This is a genomic window from Phycisphaerales bacterium (assembly GCA_016699835.1).
GTDB lineage: Bacteria > Planctomycetota > Phycisphaerae > Phycisphaerales > UBA1924.
In genome coordinates this window covers 2,809,845-2,833,167 of sequence record CP064987.1, presented here as the reverse complement: position 1 = coordinate 2,833,167, position 23,323 = coordinate 2,809,845, and the positions used below count along the sequence as shown (strand labels likewise).

Annotated in this window: 17 protein-coding genes and 1 tRNA gene; 14 read left to right on the top strand and 4 right to left on the bottom strand. The window is 66.2% G+C overall.

Going from position 1 to position 23,323, the window contains the following annotated elements:
- Window positions 1-24: 24 nt before the first annotated feature.
- The 6 genes from IPK69_11650 (at window position 25) to IPK69_11625 (ending at window position 7,645) form a co-directional block, all read left to right on the top strand.
- The gene (locus tag IPK69_11650) at window positions 25-417 is read left to right on the top strand and encodes a four helix bundle protein (protein QQS08629.1); all 393 of its coding nucleotides are present in this window, start codon (window positions 25-27) and stop codon (window positions 415-417) included.
- Window positions 414-3,986: an adenosylcobalamin-dependent ribonucleoside-diphosphate reductase gene (locus tag IPK69_11645; GenBank protein QQS08628.1), complete on the top strand. Its 3,573-nt coding sequence runs from the start codon at window positions 414-416 to the stop codon at window positions 3,984-3,986. Before IPK69_11650 ends, IPK69_11645 begins: the two co-directional genes overlap by 4 nt.
- Window positions 3,987-4,631: 645 nt before the next feature.
- Window positions 4,632-4,862: a hypothetical protein gene (locus IPK69_11640; GenBank protein ID QQS08627.1), complete on the top strand. Its 231-nt coding sequence runs from the start codon at window positions 4,632-4,634 to the stop codon at window positions 4,860-4,862.
- 147 nt (window positions 4,863-5,009) lie between these two features.
- Window positions 5,010-6,059, top strand: coding sequence for a ferric reductase-like transmembrane domain-containing protein (locus IPK69_11635; GenBank protein ID QQS08626.1), 1,050 nt, complete (start codon window positions 5,010-5,012; stop codon window positions 6,057-6,059).
- A 65-nt stretch (window positions 6,060-6,124) separates the two neighbouring features.
- Window positions 6,125-6,844: a hypothetical protein gene (locus IPK69_11630; protein QQS08625.1), complete on the top strand. Its 720-nt coding sequence runs from the start codon at window positions 6,125-6,127 to the stop codon at window positions 6,842-6,844.
- A 33-nt stretch (window positions 6,845-6,877) separates the two neighbouring features.
- On the top strand, window positions 6,878-7,645 hold the full coding sequence (locus IPK69_11625; GenBank protein QQS08624.1) for a hypothetical protein: 768 nt from the start codon (window positions 6,878-6,880) through the stop codon (window positions 7,643-7,645).
- 78 nt (window positions 7,646-7,723) lie between these two features.
- Here the strand turns inward: IPK69_11625 and IPK69_11620 are convergent.
- Window positions 7,724-7,810, bottom strand: a tRNA-Ser gene (locus IPK69_11620).
- A 112-nt stretch (window positions 7,811-7,922) separates the two neighbouring features.
- Window positions 7,923-8,636, bottom strand: coding sequence for a phosphatase PAP2 family protein (locus tag IPK69_11615; protein ID QQS08623.1), 714 nt, complete (start codon window positions 8,634-8,636; stop codon window positions 7,923-7,925).
- Between the two features lie 170 nt (window positions 8,637-8,806).
- Here IPK69_11615 and IPK69_11610 point away from each other — a divergent pair, with 170 nt between their 5' ends.
- Window positions 8,807-10,594: a glycosyltransferase family 39 protein gene (locus IPK69_11610; protein ID QQS08622.1), complete on the top strand. Its 1,788-nt coding sequence runs from the start codon at window positions 8,807-8,809 to the stop codon at window positions 10,592-10,594.
- A complete protein-coding gene (gene truB, locus IPK69_11605) occupies window positions 10,591-11,385 on the top strand; it encodes a tRNA pseudouridine(55) synthase TruB (GenBank protein QQS08621.1) in 795 nt (264 codons plus the stop codon). Before IPK69_11610 ends, truB begins: the two co-directional genes overlap by 4 nt.
- Before the next feature lie 29 nt (window positions 11,386-11,414).
- Here the strand turns inward: truB and IPK69_11600 are convergent, their stop codons facing one another.
- Window positions 11,415-12,635, bottom strand: a complete 1,221-nt coding sequence (locus IPK69_11600; protein ID QQS08620.1) for a hypothetical protein — start codon at window positions 12,633-12,635, stop codon at window positions 11,415-11,417.
- A gap of 228 nt (window positions 12,636-12,863) precedes the next feature.
- Between IPK69_11600 and IPK69_11595 the strand changes: the two genes are divergently transcribed.
- The 6 genes from IPK69_11595 to IPK69_11570 all read left to right on the top strand — a co-directional run bounded on the left by IPK69_11595 (window position 12,864) and on the right by IPK69_11570 (window position 21,531).
- Window positions 12,864-13,781, top strand: coding sequence for a hypothetical protein (locus IPK69_11595; GenBank protein ID QQS08619.1), 918 nt, complete (start codon window positions 12,864-12,866; stop codon window positions 13,779-13,781).
- Between the two features lie 53 nt (window positions 13,782-13,834).
- Window positions 13,835-14,668, top strand: a complete 834-nt coding sequence (locus IPK69_11590; protein ID QQS08618.1) for a GTP cyclohydrolase I FolE2 — start codon at window positions 13,835-13,837, stop codon at window positions 14,666-14,668.
- Window positions 14,669-14,698: 30 nt separating this feature from the next.
- On the top strand, window positions 14,699-17,206 hold the full coding sequence (locus IPK69_11585; GenBank protein QQS08617.1) for a penicillin-binding protein 2: 2,508 nt from the start codon (window positions 14,699-14,701) through the stop codon (window positions 17,204-17,206).
- Entirely contained in the window at window positions 17,203-18,432 is a 1,230-nt protein-coding gene (locus tag IPK69_11580) for a rod shape-determining protein RodA (protein QQS08616.1), read from the top strand. Before IPK69_11585 ends, IPK69_11580 begins: the two co-directional genes overlap by 4 nt.
- A gap of 134 nt (window positions 18,433-18,566) precedes the next feature.
- Window positions 18,567-19,376 (top strand): 16S rRNA (guanine(527)-N(7))-methyltransferase RsmG, encoded by an 810-nt coding sequence (rsmG, locus tag IPK69_11575; GenBank protein ID QQS08615.1) that lies wholly within the window; start codon window positions 18,567-18,569, stop codon window positions 19,374-19,376.
- Between the two features lie 7 nt (window positions 19,377-19,383).
- Window positions 19,384-21,531 (top strand): helicase, encoded by a 2,148-nt coding sequence (locus tag IPK69_11570; GenBank protein QQS08614.1) that lies wholly within the window; start codon window positions 19,384-19,386, stop codon window positions 21,529-21,531.
- On the opposite strand, the gene IPK69_11565 is transcribed toward IPK69_11570, so the two are convergent.
- The gene (locus IPK69_11565) at window positions 21,528-23,177 is read right to left on the bottom strand and encodes a hypothetical protein (protein ID QQS08613.1); all 1,650 of its coding nucleotides are present in this window, start codon (window positions 23,175-23,177) and stop codon (window positions 21,528-21,530) included. The two genes, IPK69_11570 and IPK69_11565, sit on opposite strands and share 4 nt — an antisense overlap.
- Between the last annotated feature and the right edge of the window lie 146 nt (window positions 23,178-23,323).

Sequence of the window (23,323 nt, the reverse complement as noted above, 5' to 3'; positions counted from 1 at the left end):
GCTATGGACTTTGCGAACCGCGTGATGAAGGCTGCGAACACGCTCCCGCAGCGTGAAGCAGCTGGACTTGCATCGCAGATGCGTCGTTCGGCCGTCTCGGTTCCGAGCAACATCGCCGAAGGATTTGGGCGTGGCAGTCGAGTCGACTACACACGATTCCTGAAAGTTGCCCGAGGAAGCCTGTTCGAACTCGACACACAACTGCAACTCGCCCGTGACATGGGATACATCACGACACGAGGTCACGAGAGTTTGCATGCCGATTGGAACGATGTCAGCAAGGTGCTCGCGGGCCTCATTCGACACATGCAATCGCCCAAAGCCGCGAGTTCGGCAACGAATGCCGAATCACGAATCACGAATGCCGATTCCAAAGGTTCCTTGAAGCACGGACGCAGGAAGGCCACAGAATCATGAAGATCACGAGAAAGTTCACCACCAAAGGCCAGGATGCATTCGACTCTGTGAAGTGGGCCAAGCGCTCCTCCAGGATCACCAACCCCGACGGGTCGGTGGTCTTCGAGATGAAGGACGCCTGGCTCCCCGAGTCGTGGTCGCAGTTGGCCGTGGACATCATGGTCAGCAAGTACTTCCGCAAGGCCGGCGTGCCGCAGTGCGAGTTCACGTCCGCCGGGCGCGTCGCGCGGGACACCGCCGGCGCCATCAAGCCCATCCTCGAGTCCGGCAAGCCGCAGACCGGCCCGGAGAAGTCCGCCGAGCAGGTGATCCACCGCCTCGCCGGCTGCTGGCGCTACTGGGGCGAGACGCACAACTACTTCGATTCCGCCGACGACGCCCAGGCGTTCTACGACGAACTCGTCTACATGATGGTCCACCAGATGTGCGCGCCCAACAGCCCCCAGTGGTTCAACACCGGGCTGAACTACGCCTATGGCATCTCCGGGCCCGCCCAGGGCCACTGGATCGTCGACCCCAACACCGGCACGCCCAAACTCGCCGACGACGCCTACACCCACCCCCAGCCCCACGCCTGCTTCATCCAGTCCGTCGATGACGACCTCGTCAACGAAGGAGGCATCATGGACCTCTGGGTGCGCGAGGCCCGACTCTTCAAATACGGCAGCGGCACCGGGACCAACTTCAGCCACCTCCGCGGCGACGGCGAGAAACTCTCCGGCGGCGGGAAGTCCTCCGGGCTCATGTCTTGGCTTCGCATCGGCGACCGTGCCGCAAGCGCGATCAAATCCGGCGGCACCACACGCCGCGCCGCCAAGATGGTCTGCCTCGACATGGACCACCCCGACATCGCCGAGTTCATCAACTGGAAGGTCCGCGAAGAGATCAAAGTCCAGGCGATGGTCGAGGGCCTGCGCCTCCTCAAGAAGCACGACCCCGGCGTCGCCAAGCAGTGCGAGGAACTCAAACTCACGCTGAACTATGACTTCAACGGCGAGGCCTACCAGACCGTCAGCGGTCAGAACTCCAACAACTCCGTCCGTATCCCCGACTCCTTCTTCGAGGCGATCGACAAGGACACCTCGTGGGACACGACATGGCGCATCACCGGCAAGGTGGCGCACACCTATCGCGCCCGCGACCTCTGGGACCAGATCGGCTTCGCCGCGTGGCGCTGCGCCGATCCGGGCGTCCAGTTCGACTCGACCATCAACGCCTGGCACACCTGCCCCAGCGCCGGCCGCATCAACGCGAGCAACCCCTGCAGCGAGTACATGTTCCTCGACAACACCGCCTGCAACCTCGCCTCGCTCAACGTCCTCCGCTTCTATGACGACAAGGCCCGCACCTTCGACCACGAGCGCTTCGAGCATGGCGTCGATCTCTGGACCATCGTCCTCGAGATCAGCGTCCTCATGGCCGCCTTCCCAAGCAAGCAGATCGCCGAACTCTCGTATCGCTTCCGCACCCTCGGCCTGGGCTATGCCAATCTCGGCGCCATGCTCATGCAGGCGGGGATCCCCTACGACTCCGACGAGGCCCGCGCCATCTGCGCCACACTCACGTCGATCCTCACAGGCCGCTCGTATCGCATGAGCGCCCTCATGGCCAGCGAGCATGGTCCATTCCCGGGCTTCGATGACGACCGCGACTCCATGCTCCGCGTCATCAAGAACCATCGCCTCGCGGCCCACGGCACGTCGCGCACGAGCAAGGACTACATCGACCTTACCATCCGCCCCGTCCCCATCGACCACGACCTCATCACCAAGAGTCGCAAGGCCGGCACGCTCCGCGTCGCCAACACCGACGCCCTCCTCAAGCGCGCCACCACCGTCTGGGACGACGCCCTCGCCCTGGGCGAAAAGCACGGCTATCGCAACGCCCAGACCACCGTCATCGCGCCCACGGGCACGATCGGCCTGCTCATGGATTGCGACACCACGGGCGTTGAGCCCGACTTCGCCCTCGTGAAGTTCAAGAAACTCGCCGGTGGCGGCTACTTCAAGATCGCCAACGAGTCCGTCGAGCCGGCCCTGCACGCGCTCGCGTATTCGCCGCTCCACGTCCGCGACATCATGACCTACATCCTGGGCACGCTCACGCTCAACACGCCGCTGCCCAGCGGCACGGGCACCCTCCGCAAGTTCCTCGCCGATCGCGGCGTCACCACGGTTGATCTCAACGCGATCGAGGCCTCGCTCCCGGGCGTCTTCGAACTTCTCTTCGCCTTCTCGGCGTGGTCGCTCTCGGAGGATTCGCTCCGGGCGTGCGGCATCGCCCCCGAAGCCGCCAAGGCCGACTCGTCCTTCAATCTCCTCGCCGCGCTCGGCCTCTCCGACGACGACATCAGCGCCCTCAACCTCGCGATCTGCGGCACGGCCACCATCGAGGGCGCGCCGCACCTCAAAGCCGCCCACCTTCCTATCTTCGACTGCGCCAACAAGTGCGGCAAACTCGGCAAGCGCTTCATCGCCGCCGAGGGGCACATCCGCATGATGGCCGCCGCCCAGCCCTTCATCTCCGGCGCGATCTCTAAGACCATCAACCTCCCCAACGAGGCCTCGGTCGATGACATCAAGTCGTGCTACCGCCTCTCGTGGGAACTCGGGCTGAAGGCCAACGCCCTCTATCGCGACGGCTGCAAACTCAGCCAGCCCCTCTCCGCTACCGCCGACGAGGCCAAGAACGAACTCAAGAAGGACTCGGCCAAGGAGACGAAGAAGGACGAGCCTTCCAAGGACCTCCGCCCGGACCCTACCACCTCTGGTGCCCTCGCCCCGGCTGTGGCGACGCCGGCCTCCTCGATCCAGGCGCCTGAGCCCATCATCCAGATCGTCCACAAGCCCATGCGCCGCCGACTCAGCGACACGCGTCGCTCCATCACCCACAAGTTCAACGTCGCCGGGCACGAGGGATACCTCACCGTCGGGCTCTACGACGACGGCATGCCCGGCGAACTCTTCATCACCATGAGCAAGGAAGGATCCACCATCGGCGGCCTCATGGACTCGCTCGGCACCGCCACCAGCGTCGCCCTGCAATACGGCGTCCCTGTCTCCAGCCTCGTCGGCAAGTTCTCCTTCCAGCGCTTCGAGCCGGCGGGCATGACCACCAACTCCGACATCCCCATCGCCCAGAGCCTCGTCGACTACATCTTCCGCTGGATGGGCATGCAGTTCATCCCCGGCTTCCGCGAGCAGTACGCCCCCAAGCGTGAGTCCTCCCCCAAGCCCTCCAGCGTCATCGAGTTCCAGCCCCGCTCCGACTGGAGCGCCCCGCCGGCGACCGAGGACGCCTCCCGCTTTGTCGCCCCGCCTTCGGTCGACGACGACTGGGCCGACGACCACGCCGACGACGCGGCCATCACCTCCGCCTCGCGCACCGTGATCGTTGAGTCTTCGTCGGTCGAGATCACAGGCACCCAGGTCACCGCCTCCTCCACGCTCTCGGTGGCGATGGAGAGCATGGGCGACGCCCCCGCCTGCGATATCTGTGGCAACGTCACCGTTCGTTCGGGCACCTGCCACAAGTGCCTGAACTGCGGCAACAGCATGGGCTGCAGTTGAAATCTCACATGGCACAGGCGTCCCGCTGCCTGTGCTTCCTACTTCGTCACTTCGGAACTCCGTCTCGTTTCCAGATCGTTCACATCAGAGGCGTGCCGTCACAAGCACGCGGCCAGCAGGAGGGACACAAGGGTCAGCAACAGGATGGATACATGCTGGTGACGGGCGTCGAGGATCGACCCCGACACTCATCAGCCCCGCGATTCGCCGCTCCACTCGACGTGCGTCACACTCACCGGTGTGATGGGGCAGGGACAGCCCCAAGGCCGCCCACACTCGGCCAAAGCACCCCACGGAGGAGCATCCGCGACGCGTCCACCCACGCCGCCCACGCCGACGGCACGCCTCTGATATAACGACCGTGAACGACACAACTCCCAGCCCACCACCTGCGGGGCATCGATCGCGACGCCGAGTCCCACCCTCCGCGTCCGCGGCTCCTGAAAGACCGGAGCACGAGCGCCCCGCAACTCCCTGAACCCCCGGGTCCCACCACCCGGGGGTTTCTCTGTGTAAAGGTGGCACCACTCTCCAGAGTGGTGCTCTTGACCTGCAACGTGGCAAAGCCAAATCTCCTGTAACTCACTCATCAAGCGTGAATCCACGAATCTGAGACCAAGCCCACCCCCTGGCATCAAACCCCGCATGTCTCCCATGGACTTCATGCTTCTGACCCTCAGCATCTACTTCGCCATCGGCGCGCTCCTCGCCATCCCCCTCGCCTTCCGGGGCATCAACTCAGTTGACCCCGCCGCCGCCAATGGCTCCCTTCCCTTCCGCCTCCTCATCATCCCCGGCCTCATCGCCCTCTGGCCCCTCATGCTCCGCGCCAACCTCCGTCACCACTCACGCGAGTCCGCGCATCATCACCCATGACCTGCACTCCATGACCCGCACCCAACGCTCCATCCATCGCCTAATCTGGATCATCCTCCCAATCCTCCTCGCCGCGGCACTGTGGGCCACTATCGCCACCCGCGAGGATCGCGCTCACACCGACATCCCCCAGGCCTCGAGCCTCCCATGAGCGTCGCCTATCGAGCCATCCAGTGGAACCGCCACAAGCGTCTCTACGACCTCGCGATCGTCGCCGCCACGCTCATCCTCCTCATCACCTTCGCGACGATCACCTCCCTCACCCACGCGGGCGCCGAGGCCATTTCACCACCCATCCTCGCGATGCGCGCCCTCGGCCTCACCAGCCTCACCCTCCTCCACGTCGCCCTCGCCATCGGCCCTCTCGCCCGCCTCTCCACACGCTTCGCCCCGCTCCTTTACAACCGTCGCCATCTCGGCGTCACCATCTTCCTCCTCGCCCTCCTCCACGCCCTGATCGCGATCGGCTTCTATGGCGGCTTCGGCGTCCGGAACCCCGCGAGCGCCCTCCTCGACGCCACACACGACTACGCCTCCATCAGCCGTTTCCCCTTCGAGATCCTCGGATTCGTCGCCTTCCTGATCCTCTTCGTCCTCGCCGCCACCAGCCACGACTTCTGGCTCAAGAACCTCACGCCCCGCGTGTGGAAGTCCATCCACATGCTCGTCTATCTCGCCTACGCGCTCCTCGTCCTCCACGTCGCCCTCGGCATCATGCAGTCCGAGCCCTCACGATTCATCCCAATCGCGCTGATCCTCGGCCTCGCCACACTCACCACGCTCCACCTCGCTGCCGCCTTCAAGCAGAAACGCAAGGACGCCCTCACAACACCCACAGACCCCGCCACATCCTGGCTCGACGCCGGCTCCATCGACGACATCGCCCCCTCTCGCGCCGTCTCGATCTGCACCAAAGCCGGCCCGCCCATCGCCGTCTTCCGCGACACTACCACCATCGCCGCGATCTCCGGCGTCTGCGCCCACCAGGGCGGCCCCCTCGCCGAGGGCCAGATCCTCGACGGCTGCATCACCTGCCCCTGGCACGGCTACCAATACCGCCCCGAATCCGGCGCCGCCCCACCACCCTTCGACGATCGCGTCCCCACCCACGAGGTCCGCATCGAGGGCCGCCGCATCCTCGTCAATCCAAAGCCGCGCCCGCTCAACGATCCCGCGACACCGGCACCGATCCCGTAATGTGTGTGACTACAGGACTGGAACTCATGGCCGATGTGTGACTGGCAAATTGCCGCAGAGGATAAATGGAATCACAATCACCAACGTTCGAGGAATGGCGATACTACTGCTTTACTCAAGCGTGGGACGATTTCAGCGGAAACGACGCGGACTCGTGGGAGGTTGGCATTGTCAGACAGGAACGATTCTTGAACTTGGAAGTCTCGTTGCTGGCGACATACATGACCAGACTCTTTGAATCACCCAACTCGGTTGTGGAGGAGTTCACGGACAATCAGATTGCAAAGGCCACGTGGTTTCTCTTCGGAACGGGTTCGGAGTATATCAAAACGGTCCGCGACTCCCAGATTCCCGTAGATCTTCAGTCCGGCTGCATCCGATCGATTGCGACCATGTACACCAACCTCTTCGATCGAGTTTGCGGGAATAGGGGCTCAGACCCAGACAGCCAACTGTATCTCAAGCACATAATCGACGGTGCGGTCTACATGATCTGGGACATGGACAACCTTGCAGGAACCGTCATGTTTCCAGACAAGGCACCCCATTTGGTTGAGCCAGGAGTTCACATCCTTGAAACGGCTCTCTTGAAATGCCGCACGAGTGCGTGCCGAATCAGCGCCCTTCACGGAATCGGGCACATCGTTTCAGTACACCGGGCGAAGAAACGCCGCGACATCGCACCGCAGCTTCAGTCATTCATCGAGAAGTTTCTCGAGCGTGATGACGTGCCCTCCTGGCTGCGTGAATATGCGGACTGCGCCTATCACGGCAGCGTGCAGTAGGAATCGATCCGATTCATCACCAAGAAACATCCCATGCCCACCACCCCCGACAATCCAAACCGCATCTACGTCGGCTATCTCCCCGCCCCTCGCGAGCATCGCGACACCGTCCGCCTCGCGCTCCCCCTCATCATGATCCTCCTCGCCATTGTCGCGAGCCTCGCCGCACTCGCCCAGCGTTCCCCCGGGAACGCCGTCTGGCACGTGGACACCAACTCCTGGACCGGCACCATCCTCGCCGAACCCCAGCCCATGCTCATCGTCAGCGAACACCAGGGCCCGAGCGTCATCCTCCTCGTCGCCGAAGGAAAGCATGGCATCCGCGAACGCATCAAACCCTTCAACCACACCACCGCCACCATCAAGGGCACACTCCTCGAGCGCGACCACCGCCGCATGATCGAGGTCGCCTCATCACCCGACGCGATGGCCTCGGTGGCCACCACCCCCGACTCGCCGCCACGCGAGATCCCCACGCCCAAATCCCTAGGCCCCATCACCATAACCGGCGAGGTCATCGACCCCAAGTGCTACCTCGGAGCCATGAAACCCGGCGAGGGTAAGGCCCACCGCGCCTGCGCCATCCTCTGCATCCAGGGCGGCATCCCCCCCATGCTCCTCTCCCGCGACGCCACCGGGATACCGACGTATTACCTGCTTACTGACGCGCAGGGTCACGCCGCGACGATCGACACCGTCCGCGACTTCGTAGGCATGCCAACCACCATCACAGGGACGCTTGAGCAACTCGCCGATTTGCACATCCTTCGGGCCGAGTCACTCGATCACGCCGGGCGGTAATGGCCTGCGGACACTCGCGACTGTGAGTGTGTACCAATGAAAAAGCCCCGAGGCCGAATCGGCTCGGGGCTATTCAAGCGGAGAGGGGGGGATTCGAACCCCCGATACGGTTACCCGTATACAGCATTTCCAGTGCTGCTCCTTCAGCCACTCGGACACCTCTCCGTGCTGAAAAAGGGGAAGCGAGTTTAGCCCGGGTCGTCGGGGGTCGTCGGGAGGCGATCCTGGCTGCGGCTCGGCCTGAGACGCCGGCGTTGGCGCGACGGCACTGTCTGCGTTATCGACCCATCCGCTTCGACAGACCACGCCGGGAAAGAGAGACGCCGATCGAGCCGCCCAGGAGTCCGACCGAGGCCCCCACGAGCACATCCGAGACATAGTGCGCTCCATGCAGAACGCGCGCGAGGGCGACGATCGTCGCGAGAGTGAGCCAGAGCCATCGACCCCTGGGGAAGACGACACTGAGTCCGACGGCCATGGCGAAGGCGGCGGACGTGTGGCTGGAGGGCATGGAGGCGAGGTCGCTGCTGCTGCCGATCCAGGTCTGCCAGGAGTAGCGCGCGACCTCCTCGCCCTGATGCTGGACGGGATAGGTGCGAAAGAACCAGGCGAAGGTGTCAGGGTCGTGGAACCGCGGGCGCGGGCGACCGATGGCGATCTTCAGGACGTGCACCAGGGCGGAGGTGGTGATCGCTCCCGAGAGCCAGAGGATGAGGCGTGCGCGGAGCGAGCCGCTGCCACAGAGCAGGACACCGAGGGCGACGATGATGGTGGTCGCGACATCGCCGAACTGCTCGAGGAGTCTGAGCGTGCGCTCGAGGTCGCCGCCGAGGGATTTGCCCGCTCGTTGGGCGGCGTCGGCGATCGTGGCGTCGAAGGGGATGCACGCCAACCCCGCCACCACGAGCACGCCGGACGCGATCAGGACAGGACGCCATCGAACGGGCGGCCCCAGCGTCGTTTCGATCGCGTTATAGTCGGTCTCGTTCAACTCGTCGGGGTTCCTGCGTCGCGCTCGGGAGCGGCCTGGCCAAGACGGTTCCATCGGAGGCGTGCCGAACGCCATTTGTCTTGAAGCCGATCGTAGCAAACACCAACGAGACCGCGTGCTCCCCGCCGTTTCAGCTTCCTCGATGGCTCGAGGCCACGGCGAGCACAGTCATGTCGCACACGCCCCGACGCGGTGCGCTGCTGCTGCTTGCCGTGTGTCTCCTGGCGTTCGTGCCGGGTTTGTTCACTAACCCACCGATCGATCGCGACGAGCCTCGATTCACGCAGGCGAGCCGGCAGATGTACAACTCGCCGGATGCTTCGGGGTGGATCGTGCCGATGGTGCAGGACCGCCCGCGCCTGAACAAACCGCCACTCATCTATTGGCTCCAAGCGGGGACGGCCGCGGCGCTGACGGGCGATATCGGGCCGAACGCGACGCGCGACGCGATCTGGATGTATCGCCTGCCCTCGGCGATCGCGGGGATCGTCGCCGTCTTCGCGACGTGGCGATTGGGAAGGCGGCTGGGCACGATCGCGGCACACCGATCGGGCGCGAACGTCGACAGCCGCGGGCATGCAGACGCCACGGGGCTCCTCGCCGCGCTCTTTGTCGCTGTTTCACCGGTGATCTCGTGGGAGGCAAGGCAAGGCCGGGCGGACATGGTGCTCGTCGGCGTGACGACCGCCGCGCTCCTGTTCCTGTGGCGGGTCTTCGAGCATCGTGGCACTTGGCGCGGCGTGCGCGACGCGATCGTGCTCTGGCTGCTCGTGGGTATCGGTATTATGACCAAGGGTCCGGTGACGCCGATGGTTGTTGTACTTGGGGCGATCGCGTTCTCGATCGCGTCGCGCGAGTGGCGCTGGTGGCGGACGCTCGGACCCTGGTGGGGCGTGCCGCTCGCGTGTGCCGTCGCGCTGCCGTGGGTGCTGCTGGTCGTGCGCGAGATCGGGTTTGATGAGTACTGGAAGACGATCCGTGCGGAGACGATCGGTCGGGCGGGGAGCGCGGCGGAGGGCCACGGCGGCTTCCCGGGATACCACATTCTGCTCATGCCTCTCGTGCTGGGCGCGGGGTCGATCTTCGCCGGGTGGGGAATTGTGCGTGCGGCCCGCGGCATGTGGCGTCGTGAGGCCGAGTTGGACGTGTCCTTGGTGTGGTGCGCTTCGATGGTGCTGCCATCGTGGATTGTCTTCGAGATCTCGAGCACGAAACTCCCCCACTACACCATGCCGCTGTTGTCGGTGCTGGCGATCGTGAGCGCGATGTTGGTGGTGCGGGTGGCGTGTGACGGGGTTGTTGTGCCGAACGCGGCGGCGTGGCTCGCTCGTGCGTGGGGCGTGATGATGGGCGTGATGGCGATGCTCCCCGCGCTCGCCGCGACGGCGTGGGTGTGGTGGAGTTGGTCCGATGCGTCGGCGTCTGCCAGGTCGATCGGGATCGCGACGATCGTGCTCTGTGCGGGCGCGGGAGTGTTCGTGGCACACGGCGTGATCCGGAGCACTCGATCGCGGGCGTGGCTCCATGCCTCGGTCGCGGGCGTTTCGTGCGGGATTGTCCTCGCGGCGGGTGTGGGCGTGGTCATTCCCCAGATCACGATCGCAAGGACGAGCGAAAGACTCGTGCGTGCCATGCCGCCGATTGATCCAACCCACTCTCGACCGCTCGCGTGCGTGCGAGGGGGGCACGAGGATCGCCCGGGACTCCCCCGTCTTGAATACGGCTACGACGAGGACAGCCTGATCTTCCTTACGCGCGGGCGCTGCGAGCGCCTGTGGCGACAGGAATGGAAGGCTTGGGCAAAGGCCCATCCCGACGGCATCCTCTTCCTCGAACGGAACGTCGCCGACGACGATGAACTCCACCAGGCCTCGCTCCGCATCGTCGATCGCGTGCTAGGGTTCAACTACTCCAAGGGGCGATTCGTTGAGGTGCTCGTGGTGGAGCGGGAGCCATGAGCGAGAATCCTCCACATGCACGCGGCGATGGAACTCCAGAAACTCCCACGCCCTGCGGGCTGCTGCTCATCGACAAGCAGCCCGGCTTCACCTCGATGGATGTCTGCGCCATCATCCGAGGGCGACTCCGCAAGGGCGGCGCGCCCAAACGCATCAAGGTCGGACACGGCGGCACGCTCGACCCCATGGCCACGGGCTTGCTCGTCGTCCTTGTGGGGAAGGCGACGCGACTCTGCAACCAGATCATGATCGGCGACAAGACGTACGACGCGACGATCGACTTCTCGGCGTCGTCGTCCACCGACGATGCCGAGGGCGAGATCACGCGGCACATGGGCGTACGCACGATCGATGAGCCGACGTTCATCGCGACGATCGAGAAGTTCCAGGGAACGATCCTGCAGCGGCCGCCGGCGTTCTCGGCAATGCGCATCGGCGGGCGGCGGGCCCACGAGATGGCGCGAGCCGGGGAGATGGTCGTCCTCGCCGAGCGTCCCGTCTTCGTCCGGTCGATTCGGGTCCTTGAGTTCGCCTGGCCCAGCGTTCGTGTCGAGGTCGTTTGTGGCAAGGGGACATACATCCGCAGCCTCGCGCGCGACATCGGGGCGTCGCTCGCGAAGAAGGTCGCGACCGTCGGCGGGATGCTGACGGCCTTGCGACGGACGCGATCGGGAGAGTTCGACGTCGCGGCGGCACAAACGATCGATGGCGTGCCTAGTCCGCTCACTCAAGCGGATCTAGAAACTCCACCCTCAGTTGAAGCGTCAGATTCTGGAGATGAGTTGAGTTGAGACTCGGCGACGATCCTGATGAGACACGTTCAATCGTCGCCCTCATCGTCTGATGCGGTATTCTCCGATTCCACCACCACATTCGACACCCCCGGCACCGATCCCGGCGTCCAGATGTCCGACGGGTGCTGTCCGTCCGCGGCCTGGCGGATCAAGAGATACACCACCGACGCCGAAGCGAAGAACGCGCTCACGCCCACGCCGCTCGCGAGGATGCGGACAAGAACGACCCAGAACCCAGCGATGCTTGCGGCGACGCCTCGCTGCTCGATGTGCTCACCCGAACTCGAGAGCGCGTCGAGCAGCCACTGGGCATCGGTCGCGACACCCTCGCCGCTCCGACCAAGGGCGTCGCCCACGAACCAGCGCATCGACCAGTGCGTGAACCCGATGATGAAGTCGGCCAGCCACTGGGCAAGCACGGCCAGGAGCACGCCCTGCGCCAGCAGAATCGCCGAGTAGAAGATGAGACGAACGGGCCGATCGATCACGTACGCGTACGCCCGCTGGGCGGCATCGACGGCGTCGGTGGACTCCACGACCACCGCCGCGGGAAGCAGGGGGAGCGCCAGCAGATAGCCCACGAGCATCAGCACCGCGAGCAGGCCGACGAGCAATCCGACGCCAAGACCGATGGCGAGGACAAAGCGCGTGACCTCGGCCTTGGCCAGCAGCCCCGAGATCGCCAGCGCCAGCGCGAGCAGCCCGATGATCGCGAGCGGGCCGAGCATCGCGCCGACCAGGCTCGCCCAGCGCTTCGACGCGAAGCCGAGCGCCTCGGTCCAGGGCATGCGCCGACGGAGCGAGAATGATTCTGCACTCATCCGCGTGATCGCGCCGCCCAACACCGCCAGTATCGCGAGCGCCGGGATTCCCACAAGGAGCGTCTCAAGGGGGTCATGCGTGAGCAGCCCGAGCAGCGCCTCCAGCGCGAGTTTCAGACCGTTGGCGACACGCATGTGCGCGAGCGAGAGAACACCAGACGTGATCTCCGTGGCCGCCCAGTCGAACTTCTCGATCTCGTCCTCACGTGCTCTCGTCTGCGTGTCCGACGACCACAGGCCCGGCATCTGGGCGATGAGGAGCACCAGCACGATGAGCAGCGTGCCCAGCCCGATGCTCGCCGGCCGAAGCGAGAGCCGCCACGCCTCGAAGCAGCGCGGCCAGATCCACCCCCGCCACCACGAGCCGGCAGCAATCGGTAGAGCATCGTGGGCGGCGTTGGTCTCGCGTGATGGGGATGGAGGCATCGGTGGCTCCTTGCCGAGGGCGGCCGGGGCACGATTCGACGACGCACCCCATGTAGGCATCGGCGGACGGTAGCCCGGGCCATGAACCGAACACATCATGGCCATCCAACGCCACACGATGAGCCATCTCAGACATAACTCTGGCGTGGAGGCCAGTGAGACATTGGCTCCTCGCTCGCGGGCATGCACAGGATTCGCCTCGGACTCCGAGGCCTCCAACGATGTCCCATGCTTAAGGCCGTCTTTCGCTGGATTCTCGTGCTCGCCGCCCTGCTTCTTGTCGGCCCGCTCCTGGGGAGCCTGCTGGGCTTCGGGACGACGGCCGACGGCGCCACCGGCACGACGATCTTCATCGGCACCCGACCCGTTGGCACGCTCCTGGGCGCTCTGGCGGCGTTGGTCGGTGCTGCTGCGCTCGGCCTTATCGGCGCCCGATTCATGGCGCGAGACATGGGATACATGGTCGCGGGGATCATCCTCGCCTGGGCCGCGTGGCACCTGGGCCTGATCCAGAACATCATCCAGGCCCAACCGGTGGACTCCAAGATTGGCTCGATCTGGGGCACGCTCGCCGCCGAGCATGCGATGCTTGCGGCCCTCGGCCTCGGGCTGGCCATGGCGATCGAACGCCTCGGGACCAACGATCATGGGCAGCCCATGGCGACGCCCAACCCTGCGTTGACTCTGGGTGAACGAATCAAGACGCGGTTCCTCGAAGAGACATCCGACGCCAAGCCGCTGGCCATCTCGCTCGGCGGATCGATCATCGCCGGCGCCATTCTCGCCGGTGCCCTCGCCAGCCTCATCGTCTACGAGTCGCTCAAAGGCCAGACCGTCATGGGCGTCGCGCTCGCGGCCCTGGGCGCCGGCGCCGGTTCCCAGATCATCGCGTCGATGCTGGGCGTGCGACTCTCGCCGCTCACCCCCATCGCCGCGACCCTCCTGGTGTCGATCGTCGCCCCCATCGTCGGGATGGTCACGCTCAAGGATCCCGTGCTGTCGGCGACCTCGGGTCGACTTCTGGGCATGCTCCGCCCGACCTCGTTGGACTGGGCCGCCGGGGCGTTCCTTGGGGCGCCGATCGGCATCGCCTGGGCCAACTCGATGCTGGAGCGTCCCGCGGTGACTGGCGCCAAACCGGCCTGACCGACGGACATTCCGTGCCGGGCGTCAGACCCCTCGCGACCTACGATGCGCCGATGACATTTGAGCCAGAGACCTCCGCAATTCCCGACGTGCAAGCCTCACGCGATGCACGCCGCATCGCGATCGATAAAGTGGGCGTCAAGGACGTGACCTACCCCATCCGCCTGCGCGAGATGCATGGCGGCACGCAGACCACCGTCGCCACGATCAACATGTACGTCTCCCTACCGCACACGCAGAAGGGCACGCACATGAGCCGCTTCCTCGAGGTCTTGAACGACCACACGAGCGAGCCGATCACTCCCGACAAAATCCCGGGCATCGCCCACGCCATCCGCGAACGACTCAACGCGAAGACCGCCCACCTTGAGGTCTCCTTCACCTACTTCATCAAGAAGGCCGCGCCCGTCACGGGACACCCCGGCCTGATGGACTATCGCGTCTCCTTCGAGGCCGAGAGCACGCTCGACTCCAGCCACGGCGGTTCCAAGGAGGTCGGCGACTTCACGATGAGCGTCTCGGCCCCGGCCACGAGCCTCTGCCCCTGCTCCAAAGAGATCAGCATCCACGGCGCCCACAACCAGCGCTGCCATATCGCCGCGAAGGTGCGACTCAACTCCGACCTGTGGATCGAGGAACTCGTCGAGTTGCTGGAGAATGCGGCGAGTTGCCCGGTCTATGCCGTCCTGAAGCGCCCCGATGAGAAGTTCGTGACCGAGAAGGCCTATGAGAATCCGAAGTTCGTGGAGGACATCGTCCGCGACCTTGCACTCTCGCTCGAGGCCGAGCCTCGCATCTCGTGGTACTCGATCAACTCCGAGAACTTCGAATCGATCCACAACCACAACGCATACGCCCAGATCACGAGGGACAAGGCCAAGGCGTAGGCCTCACCCAACGAAGCACGCGGAGCCGCGATGGATCGCCAGGCCCACACCACGCTCCTCAGCCAGCGCCCCGCGACGCGCGGGTCGTCGATCCCGCGCCTCGCGCTCATCCTGGGCATCTTCCTCGTGCTAAGCCTCGTCCTCGCCACGCAGGCCTCGAGACTCGCGATCCTCCACGCCGACGCAGCACGAGAGGACACCGAGGCCCGTCTGTTGCAAAACACCTTCATCCCCGCGGCCCGCGGCTCGATCCTCGACCGCAAGGGGCGCATCCTCGCCATGGATCGCCCGGGATACCGCGTTGATCTTCCCTACGACGTGATCTCGGGCGAGTGGGCCAAAGCACGGGCCGCGTCGCACGCCCGATCGAGCACGGGGCACGCCTGGGCCGCGATGTCAAAGGAGCAGCGTGCCGAGCGCGTCCTCGCCTTCGAGGCCGTCTACAACGCCCACCTGGCCCACGCGTGGGATCTCCTCGCCGAGCGCGCCGGCGTGGACCGGTCCACGCTCGATCAGGCGCGAGACTCGATCGTGCGCCAGGTCGAGTCCCGCCGGGCGACCCTCGTCGACTTCTGGCGCATCCGCGAGTTCGCCGCCCTTCGCGATCAGGGCGTCGAGATCACCGACGAGGTCCGCGAGCAGGTCGAGAAACGCACCGACAAGGAGATCGCCGAGCAGCGATCGAACCACACCGTCATCCGTGCCCTCGATGATGATGCCGCCTTCGCCTGTCTGCTCCTGGTGGGCGAGCGTGTGGAAGTCCTTCCGCCCGGCGTCGAGTCGCGCGCCGACTCCACCGCCGACGATTCTCTCGCCGCCGCCGAGCCGGGCACGACCCAGTTCGTCGAGACGATCCCCGGCCTCACCGTCACCAACGCCGGCGAGCGTGAGTACCCCATGGAATCCGTCGACATCGAACTCGATCGATCGACCTTCCCCAGCCCCTTACGCACGGCGACTTCCGACGCGACGCCCTCGCTGTTCACCGTCCACGTTGATGGACTGCTCTGCCACGTCCTGGGCAAGGTTCGGTCGAAGGTCTACGCCGAGGACGCCCCCGCGCGCCGGGCCTACCTCGACGCCCATCCCGACGTGAAGGACCGCGCCCTCGCCGAGATCGGCCGTGGGCGCACCTTCGACCTCGGCCAATACTTCGACGACGACCGCGTCGGCGACGCCGGCATCGAGAGTTCCCGCGAGCACGAACTCCGTGGCTTGCGCGGCGTGAAGTCCGTCCGCGTCGATGCCACCGACGACAGTTCCATCCGCAAGCCCACGCGAGGGCGCGACCTCCACCTCACCATCGACGCCATGCTCCAGGCGCGCGTGCAGGCCGCCATGACTCCCGAGGCCGGCCTTGCCGTCGTGCAGTCCTGGCAACGCAAGGAACCCAAGCCCGATGAAAAGGTCCTGATCGGCGAGTTGCCCCTGGGCACACCCCTGTGCGGTGCCGCGGTCGTGCTCGACGTGGACACCGCCGAGATCCTCGCGATGGTCTCGACGCCGACGTACACGCGCGAGCAGTTGGAATCCGGCGAACTCTCCACCAACTCACGCGACCTCGCCCTGCGCACGCCTCTCGTCAATCGCGCCATCGCCAGCGCCTATCAACCCGGCTCGATCGTCAAGGCCCTCATCCTCTCCGAATCCGAATCGCGCGGCGTGATGGGTGTCGACGAGCGCATCGCCTGCACGGGCCACTTCCTTCCCAATGATCCCGACTCCCTGCGATGCTGGATCTACAAGGAATACAAGCAGACCCACTCCGACTTCCTCGGGCACGACCTCGCTGGAGACGAGGCCATCATGGTCTCCTGCAACATCGTCTTCTTCGAACTCGGCAAGCGCCTCGGCCCCTCGAGCGTCCGCGACGTCTTCCGCGACTTCCACGTGGGCACCGCGTTCAACCTCGGCATCGGTCTCGAATATCCCGGCGAACTCGGCCCGCCCAGGCCCGATCCCACACAACCTGGACGGTTCCTCTACGCCGATGGCGAGGGTATCAGCATGGGTCAGGCGATCCAGATGGGAATCGGTCAGGGCCCCGTCGCGTGGACACCCCTCCACGCCGCCAACGCCTATGCGACGCTCGCCCGCTTCGGCGCCCGCGTCGAGCCACGCATCGTGGAGGAAGATCCCATCACCGATGCCGGGCGCGTCAACCTCAACCAGTCCGCCGTCGAGCAGACGCTCCACGGCCTGTGGCTCAGCGTCAATGACAGCGACGGTACAGGCAACCACCTCACCATCAACGGCTCCCGCGAACCGATCTTCAACGCCAAGGGCGTCAAGATCTGGGGCAAGACCGGCACCGCCACCGCCAGCCCACTGAAGTTCAGCCCCGACGGCACATCCACCAATGAAGAAACCATCGCCGCGGGCGATCACTCCTGGTTCGTGATCCTCGTGGGCCGCGATCGCCCGAGATACGCGATCGCCGTCGTCTGTGATTACGCGGGCAGCGGCGGCAAGGTCTCGGGACCCATCGCCAACCAGATCGTCCACGCCCTCATTGCCGAGGGATACCTGGAACCGTGACCTCGCCACGGGCCAACCCGGTTGGATTCGCGGCGCCCTTCGGCCCGCTCGCGCTCCTCCGCGCGATCGTCTCCATCGGTCCGGCGTGGCTGACGCTCCTCGCCACCGCGATCCTGTGCGCCCTCTCGGTCTATGCCGTGGATCTCGCCACCACGCTCACGCACGCGCCCGGCGAGACGCTCTCGGCGTATGCCTCCAAGCAACTCGTCTTCGCCGCGGTCGGCTTCGGTTTGTCGCTCGTCGTCATGCTCGTGCCGCCGCGCTGGCTGGGGTTCGCGAGCATCCCCCTCGCGGTCTTCACCATCCTCCTGCTCGTCTTCCTGCTGATCCCAGCCGTCCCGACGTCGATCGTCAAGCCCCGCCACGGCGCGCGCAGTTGGATCGACATCGGCCCCTTGCAACTCCAGCCCAGCGAGTTCGCCAAGATCACCTACGTCGTCGCCCTCGCGTGGTTTCTCCGCCGCCACAAAGGGCGAAAGACGCTGAAAGGGCTGGCGATGCCCTTCGCCATCACGCTCATCCCCATCGGGCTTATCAACCTCCAGCCCGACCTGGGCACGGCCTCGCTCTTTGTCCCCGCGCTCTTCGCCATGCTGATCGTCGCAGGCGCGAGGCTCCGCCACCTCACGCTCATCGTCGTCGCCGCCCTCGCGATCGCCCCCGCCGCGTATCCGCTCCTGCTTCCCCACCAGAAGGCCCGAATCGTCGGGCTTATGCAGCAGTTCAAGGGCGACACCAGCGCCGACCAGGACATCAACATGCAGTCCTCGACGGCCAAGCGCCTCCTCGCCGCCGGCGGCATCACCGGAAACTCCGATGCACGAAGCCGCGTGTACATTCGATACAGCGGCCTCCCCGAACGCCACAACGACATGATCCCCGCCGTCATCGCCAATCGGTTCGGCCTGGTGGGCGTGCTCATGATGCTCGGCCTCTTTGGCGTCTGGATCGCCGGGTCGCTCCTCGTCGGCGCCACCGCCCACGACACCTACGGCCGACTCGTCTGCGTCGGGTGCGCCGCCTTCGTCGGGGGCCAGGTCTTTGTGAATCTCGGCATGAATCTCGGGCTTCTGCCCATCATCGGCATCACCCTACCCTTCGTCAGTTACGGCGGCTCGAGCATGCTCGCGAGTTGGATGATGTCGGGCCTCGTCGCGAGCGTCGCCCTCCGCCGAGGCGTCGCCCCACGCCGAGCCTTCAACGCCGCCCAGGACGAGGACGAGTAGCACGACGCATGAACCGCAAGCCCGCACGCCCGACTTCTAGGCCACGCCCGACCTCCCAACATCCGGGAAGCCGTCGCCCCGCGTCCCCATCGACGAACCGATCCGCACGCGCCGACGCACCGCCGTCGCGTCCTTTGATTGACCTGCCTCGCCCCGCGCCGCTCACCCCACCGCCCGAGTTCTCCACCGAGGCCTCGTCGATCGGCGTCGAGTTCGAGTCCGGCGATCTCGATCGGCTCGGGCTGTATCTCGCCCTCCTCCTCGCCGCCAACGAGCAGATGAACCTCACCGCCGTCACCGACGCCCACGAGATCTGGCGGCGACACATCCTCGATTCCCTCACGCTCCTCCCCGTCCTCGCCGACCTCCCCGAGGGCGCGCGCGTCATCGACATCGGCTCCGGTGGCGGCCTCCCCGGGATCCCCCTCGCCATCTGCCTCCCCCACCTCCGCTTCACACTCCTCGAAGCCACCGCGAAGAAAGCCGCGTTCCTCGAGCGCATCGCCAACGCCGACATGCTCGCGCTCGCCAACGTCACCGTCCTCGCCCAGCGTGCCGAGCGTGCCGCCCACGATCGAGGCGAGCGTGCCCAGACCCACAACGCCGGCACATCACGCACCGGCGGGCATCGCGAGGCCTACGACGCCGTGATCGCGCGTGCCGTCGGCCGCCTGCCCACGCTCGCCGAACTCACCGCGCCCTTCGCGCGAATCGGCGGGCGCATCGCGCTCATCAAGGGCGAGCAGGCCGACGCTGAACTCGAAGAGGCGGCCCCCGCGCTGCACCTGCTCAAGATCACCCACGCCACGACTATCCCTACGCCCACCGGTCGCATCCTCGTCCTCGAGAAGTCCTCCGCCACGCCCCGCGTCTATCCGCGCGCCGACGGCGAACCCAAGCGCACCCCCCTCGGCGTGGTGCGTCCGAAGCGAAGCGAGTCCTAAGCACGCCATGCTCACCGCGACCGCCAAGGACCTGCTCTCGATCCATGGCCCCATCGCCACGCTCTTCGGCGAGGGCTACGAGCCGCGCCCCGAGCAACTCGAGATGGCCGCCGCCGTCGAACGCACGCTCGCCGAAAAGTCTCACCTCCTCGTCGAGGCGGGCACGGGCGTCGGCAAGTCCTTCGCCTACCTCGTCCCCGCGATGCTCCGCGCCATGGTCCACCGCGAGGTCGTCCTCGTCGCGACCAACACGATCTCGCTCCAGGAACAACTGATGTCGAGCGACATCCCGCGCCTGACGCACGCCCTGGAGAGCGCGTGCGAGGGCCTCCCCGAGGGCGCGGTCGCCCCGATCAAGCCCGTCCTCGTCAAAGGCCGGGCCAACTATGTCAGTATCCGCCGACTGGGCCTCGCGTCGAAGCGCCAGGATCGACTCTTCGCCGATCCTGCCGCGCGTCGCTCCCTCCACGTCATCGAGGATTGGGCGCGCAGCACCGACGATGGCACGCTCTCGACGCTCCCCATCCTCGAGCGCCAGAGCGTCTGGGACAAGGTCCAGTCCGACTCGGGCAACTGCATGGGCCGAAAGTGCCCCAACTACACCCAGTGCTTCTTCCAGGCGGCCCGCGCCGAACTCGACGGCGCCAACCTCCTCATCTGCAACCACGCCCTCTTCTTCTCCGATCTCGCGTTGCGCGCGCAAGACGTCGGATTCCTCCCGCGATACCACCATGTGATCCTCGACGAGGCCCACGCCGCCGAGGAGGTCGCGAGCGATCACTTCGGCGCCCAACTCTCCGAGTCGCGCGTCTCGTTCCTCTTGAACTCGCTCTACACCCAGCGTTCGGGCAAGGGGTATCTCCCCGGCCTGACACTCATGGGCCAGGAGACCGAGGGGACCGCGCGCGCCATCCGCCTCGTCGAGCAGGCCCACCACGTCTCGCTCCTCTTCTTTGAGTCCGTCGCCAAGGCCGCCCGCGTCCTTCCCGATTCGCCCTTCGACGACTCGCGCGCGAAGGAAACCTCGCGCGTCCGGTCGCCGGGCCTCATCGACAACACGCTCACGCCCATCATGCGTGAACTCGCCCTCCGCCTCACGGGCCTGAAAGACAGCGTGAAACTCGAGGAAGACCGCTTCGAACTCAACTCCTACGCCCAGCGTGCCGAGCGCATCGCCCTCGACGCCGAGGCGCTCATCTCACAGACCATCCCCGGCTGCGCCTACTGGGTCGATGCGGGCACCTCCGATGCTGACGCACGCCAGCGTATCACCTTTGCGTGCGCCCCCATCGATGTCGCGCCAATCCTCAAGGAACGCCTCTTCGCCCAGGACTTCGGCGTCGTCCTCACGAGCGCCACGCTCACGACACGCACCACGCACGACCACGAGTCGTCCGAGCACGCCGAGACCGCCTTCGCCCACACCCTGAATACGCTCGGCTGCGTCGGCGCCCGCACCCTCCAACTCGGCAGCCCCTTCGACTACGCGAGGCAGGTCGAGGTCCTCGTCGATCCCGCCGACGAGGCCCCGCCCAACGCCTCAAACACCGGCCGCTCCGCCTGGCGTGCCTCCATCGCCTCGCTCGCGCAGCGCATCCTCCACCACGTCAGAGAGACCGACGGTGGCGCGTTCGTCCTCTTCACCAGCCTCGCGACGCTCCGCGCCTGCGCCTCTGAACTCGCCGGGCCACTCGCGGAACTCGGCCTTCCCCTCCTCGCCCAGGGGCGCGACGGCTCGCGTGCCCACATCCTCGAGCGATTCCGCGAATCGAACCGATCCGTGCTCTTCGGTGCCGCCTCATTCTGGCAAGGCGTCGACGTTCGCGGCGAGAACCTCCGCAACGTCATCATCACCAAACTCCCCTTCGACCCGCCCGATCGCCCGCTCGTCGAGGCGCGCGGCGAGGCGATCCGCGCCCGCGGCGGCAACCCCTTCAGCGAAGATTCGCTCCCTCGCGCCCTCGTCCGCTTCAAGCAGGGCTTCGGCCGGCTCATCCGATCCAAGACCGACCACGGGCGCGTCGTCATCCTCGACGGTCGCGTGCGCACCAAGGCCTATGGCCGGTTGTTCCTCGCGGCGCTCCCCGACGGCGTCACGCCTCGATTCATCGATCGAGATTCAGGGTCGCGCCATCAATCCTTCGACGAGTTCTAGTTCATCTCGCGGCAGACCCACGCCGTCAGCGTCCCCACGCGCGCCCTCGCGAGCACGTGCACGTGCACGCCCGAATCGAGGAACCTCCGCGCCTCGCGCGGGCGATCGGTCATGAGGTGCAAGGACGCCGTCGTCGGGTCGGCGCCGAGTTCCACGCCGTGGCACGACAACCGGATCAGGTCGATGTGGTCGTACGCCCACCCCGCGACGGAGACGAGTTCCGCGACGACCGCCGCCGGGCCCGCGGCCTTCTCGCCCTCGCTCGCGTCCACCCCGCCCGCGAACGCGAGCACGTGCAACCGTCCGTCGCTCCCCGCGGCGAGTTCCACGCGCGGGGCGTATGGGCACCGGGCCTTGAGCGGCACAAGCCCCTCGATCTGCTCGGCCAGCACGCGAGGCCGCGACTCGTCCATCGCGTCGACATGAGCACGCTCGTTCTCGGCAACGTCACCACTCGCCACGCCCTCGCGAGACCGGAGCGTCTGCAAATCGCGAGCGGGTTGCCCTTCCCCATCTCGTGGCACGGGCGTCTCGCCTGTGTCTCCACCAACCTCAAGAGCATGCAGCGCAGAGCCGCTCGTCTCGATCGGCTTGACTCGCAACATCTCCGCATCCATCGAAGCCTTCGGGTGCGTGATCTCCGCCATCGGCTTGGCCTCGACCACCGACGCCGCCGCGGGTCCGATGCGGCTCGACGACGCTCCCGCGAACGCGTGCATGCTCGCCTCCATCGCCGGTGCCGCCGAGGCGATCATGTCGATGATCTCCCCGGCTCCGTTCCCCTCGCCCGCCGGCTCGCCGCGGCAGAGTGTCACCGTTCCACCCCCGGCCACGCGCTTGGGCCCGACGACGATCTCCGCCTCTTCGCCAAGGAACGCCGCCGTCGTCTGGCGCAGTTTCGCTCTCGCCGCCTCCGCTCGATCCGGATCGGCGCCCAAAATCGCGACACGCACACGCGGCGTCACACCCGTCTCATCCGCCCGCTCCGCAAGCCGCTCGCCCAACGATTTCAGCGTGCGATACGACGCCACGATCGCGGCATCGTCCGCCCCGGAGAGCAGCGTCACGTCCGTGATGCCCGAATGGTGCAGCGCCTCGGCCTCGCTCGTCGTGTCCACGCGGATCACGACCCGGCTCGTGACGCGGGCCGCGATCGCCATCGCGTGCGCGAGCGACAAGGTCCCGTCCGATACACCGGCGATCTCACGCACCGCCTGCGGCACCTCGCCGACGAGTTCCACCGACACCTGCCCGCGCTGGGCGCGCACAAGCGTGATCGCGCCAGCCTCGCCCGCGATCGAGCGGACATACGGCATGATCCACGCCGACGCGAGCACCGGCAGGTGCCCCACGACCAGCAGTTCGACCGACCGCTCGCCCGAGGGCTCGATCACGCGCGACGCATCGCTCGACTCGTCCGTGTCGCGCGTCGCCTCGCTCGCTGCGGACGATTCATGCTCCGCGGCCTCGTCGTGGTCCGAGGGCACCAGCCGAAGCGCCGACGCGACACCGGGCGTGAAGGCCTCTTCCGAGAGGAACAAGTCCGCCAGCGCGTCATACGCCGACGAGAACGCCTGCGGCGCGGCCCGTTTGGCCTCGGATCCCTCGACCACGCCATGCGATTGGCCCGGGCGCGTCGCGCTCACGCCGCTGTGACCTTGCCCTCCCGGCGGTGGCGGCGGTGGTGGTGGCGGGTTCTTCCGAAATGACGACTGACGACCCACACACGCCTCCTTCATCGCGTCGCACGCCGACGCATTCGACTCACTCCCGCACGCCCTCGCACATCATC

What these genes read in the sequence shown, in the direction of transcription:
- IPK69_11650 (QQS08629.1), top strand. Translation starts at nt 25, where the DNA reads ATGAAGGCTGCGAACACGCTCCCGCAGCGTGAAGCAGCTGGACTTGCA.
- IPK69_11640 (QQS08627.1), top strand. Translation starts at nt 4,632, where the DNA reads ATGTCTCCCATGGACTTCATGCTTCTGACCCTCAGCATCTACTTCGCC.
- IPK69_11610 (QQS08622.1), top strand. Translation starts at nt 8,807, where the DNA reads ATGTCGCACACGCCCCGACGCGGTGCGCTGCTGCTGCTTGCCGTGTGT.
- truB (QQS08621.1), top strand. Translation starts at nt 10,591, where the DNA reads ATGAGCGAGAATCCTCCACATGCACGCGGCGATGGAACTCCAGAAACT.
- IPK69_11645 (QQS08628.1), top strand. Translation starts at nt 414, where the DNA reads ATGAAGATCACGAGAAAGTTCACCACCAAAGGCCAGGATGCATTCGAC.
- IPK69_11590 (QQS08618.1), top strand. Translation starts at nt 13,835, where the DNA reads ATGACATTTGAGCCAGAGACCTCCGCAATTCCCGACGTGCAAGCCTCA.
- IPK69_11630 (QQS08625.1), top strand. Translation starts at nt 6,125, where the DNA reads ATGGAATCACAATCACCAACGTTCGAGGAATGGCGATACTACTGCTTT.
- IPK69_11595 (QQS08619.1), top strand. Translation starts at nt 12,864, where the DNA reads ATGCTTAAGGCCGTCTTTCGCTGGATTCTCGTGCTCGCCGCCCTGCTT.
- IPK69_11635 (QQS08626.1), top strand. Translation starts at nt 5,010, where the DNA reads ATGAGCGTCGCCTATCGAGCCATCCAGTGGAACCGCCACAAGCGTCTC.
- IPK69_11570 (QQS08614.1), top strand. Translation starts at nt 19,384, where the DNA reads ATGCTCACCGCGACCGCCAAGGACCTGCTCTCGATCCATGGCCCCATC.
- IPK69_11600 (QQS08620.1), bottom strand. Translation starts at nt 12,635, where the DNA reads ATGCCTCCATCCCCATCACGCGAGACCAACGCCGCCCACGATGCTCTA.
- IPK69_11625 (QQS08624.1), top strand. Translation starts at nt 6,878, where the DNA reads ATGCCCACCACCCCCGACAATCCAAACCGCATCTACGTCGGCTATCTC.
- IPK69_11585 (QQS08617.1), top strand. Translation starts at nt 14,699, where the DNA reads ATGGATCGCCAGGCCCACACCACGCTCCTCAGCCAGCGCCCCGCGACG.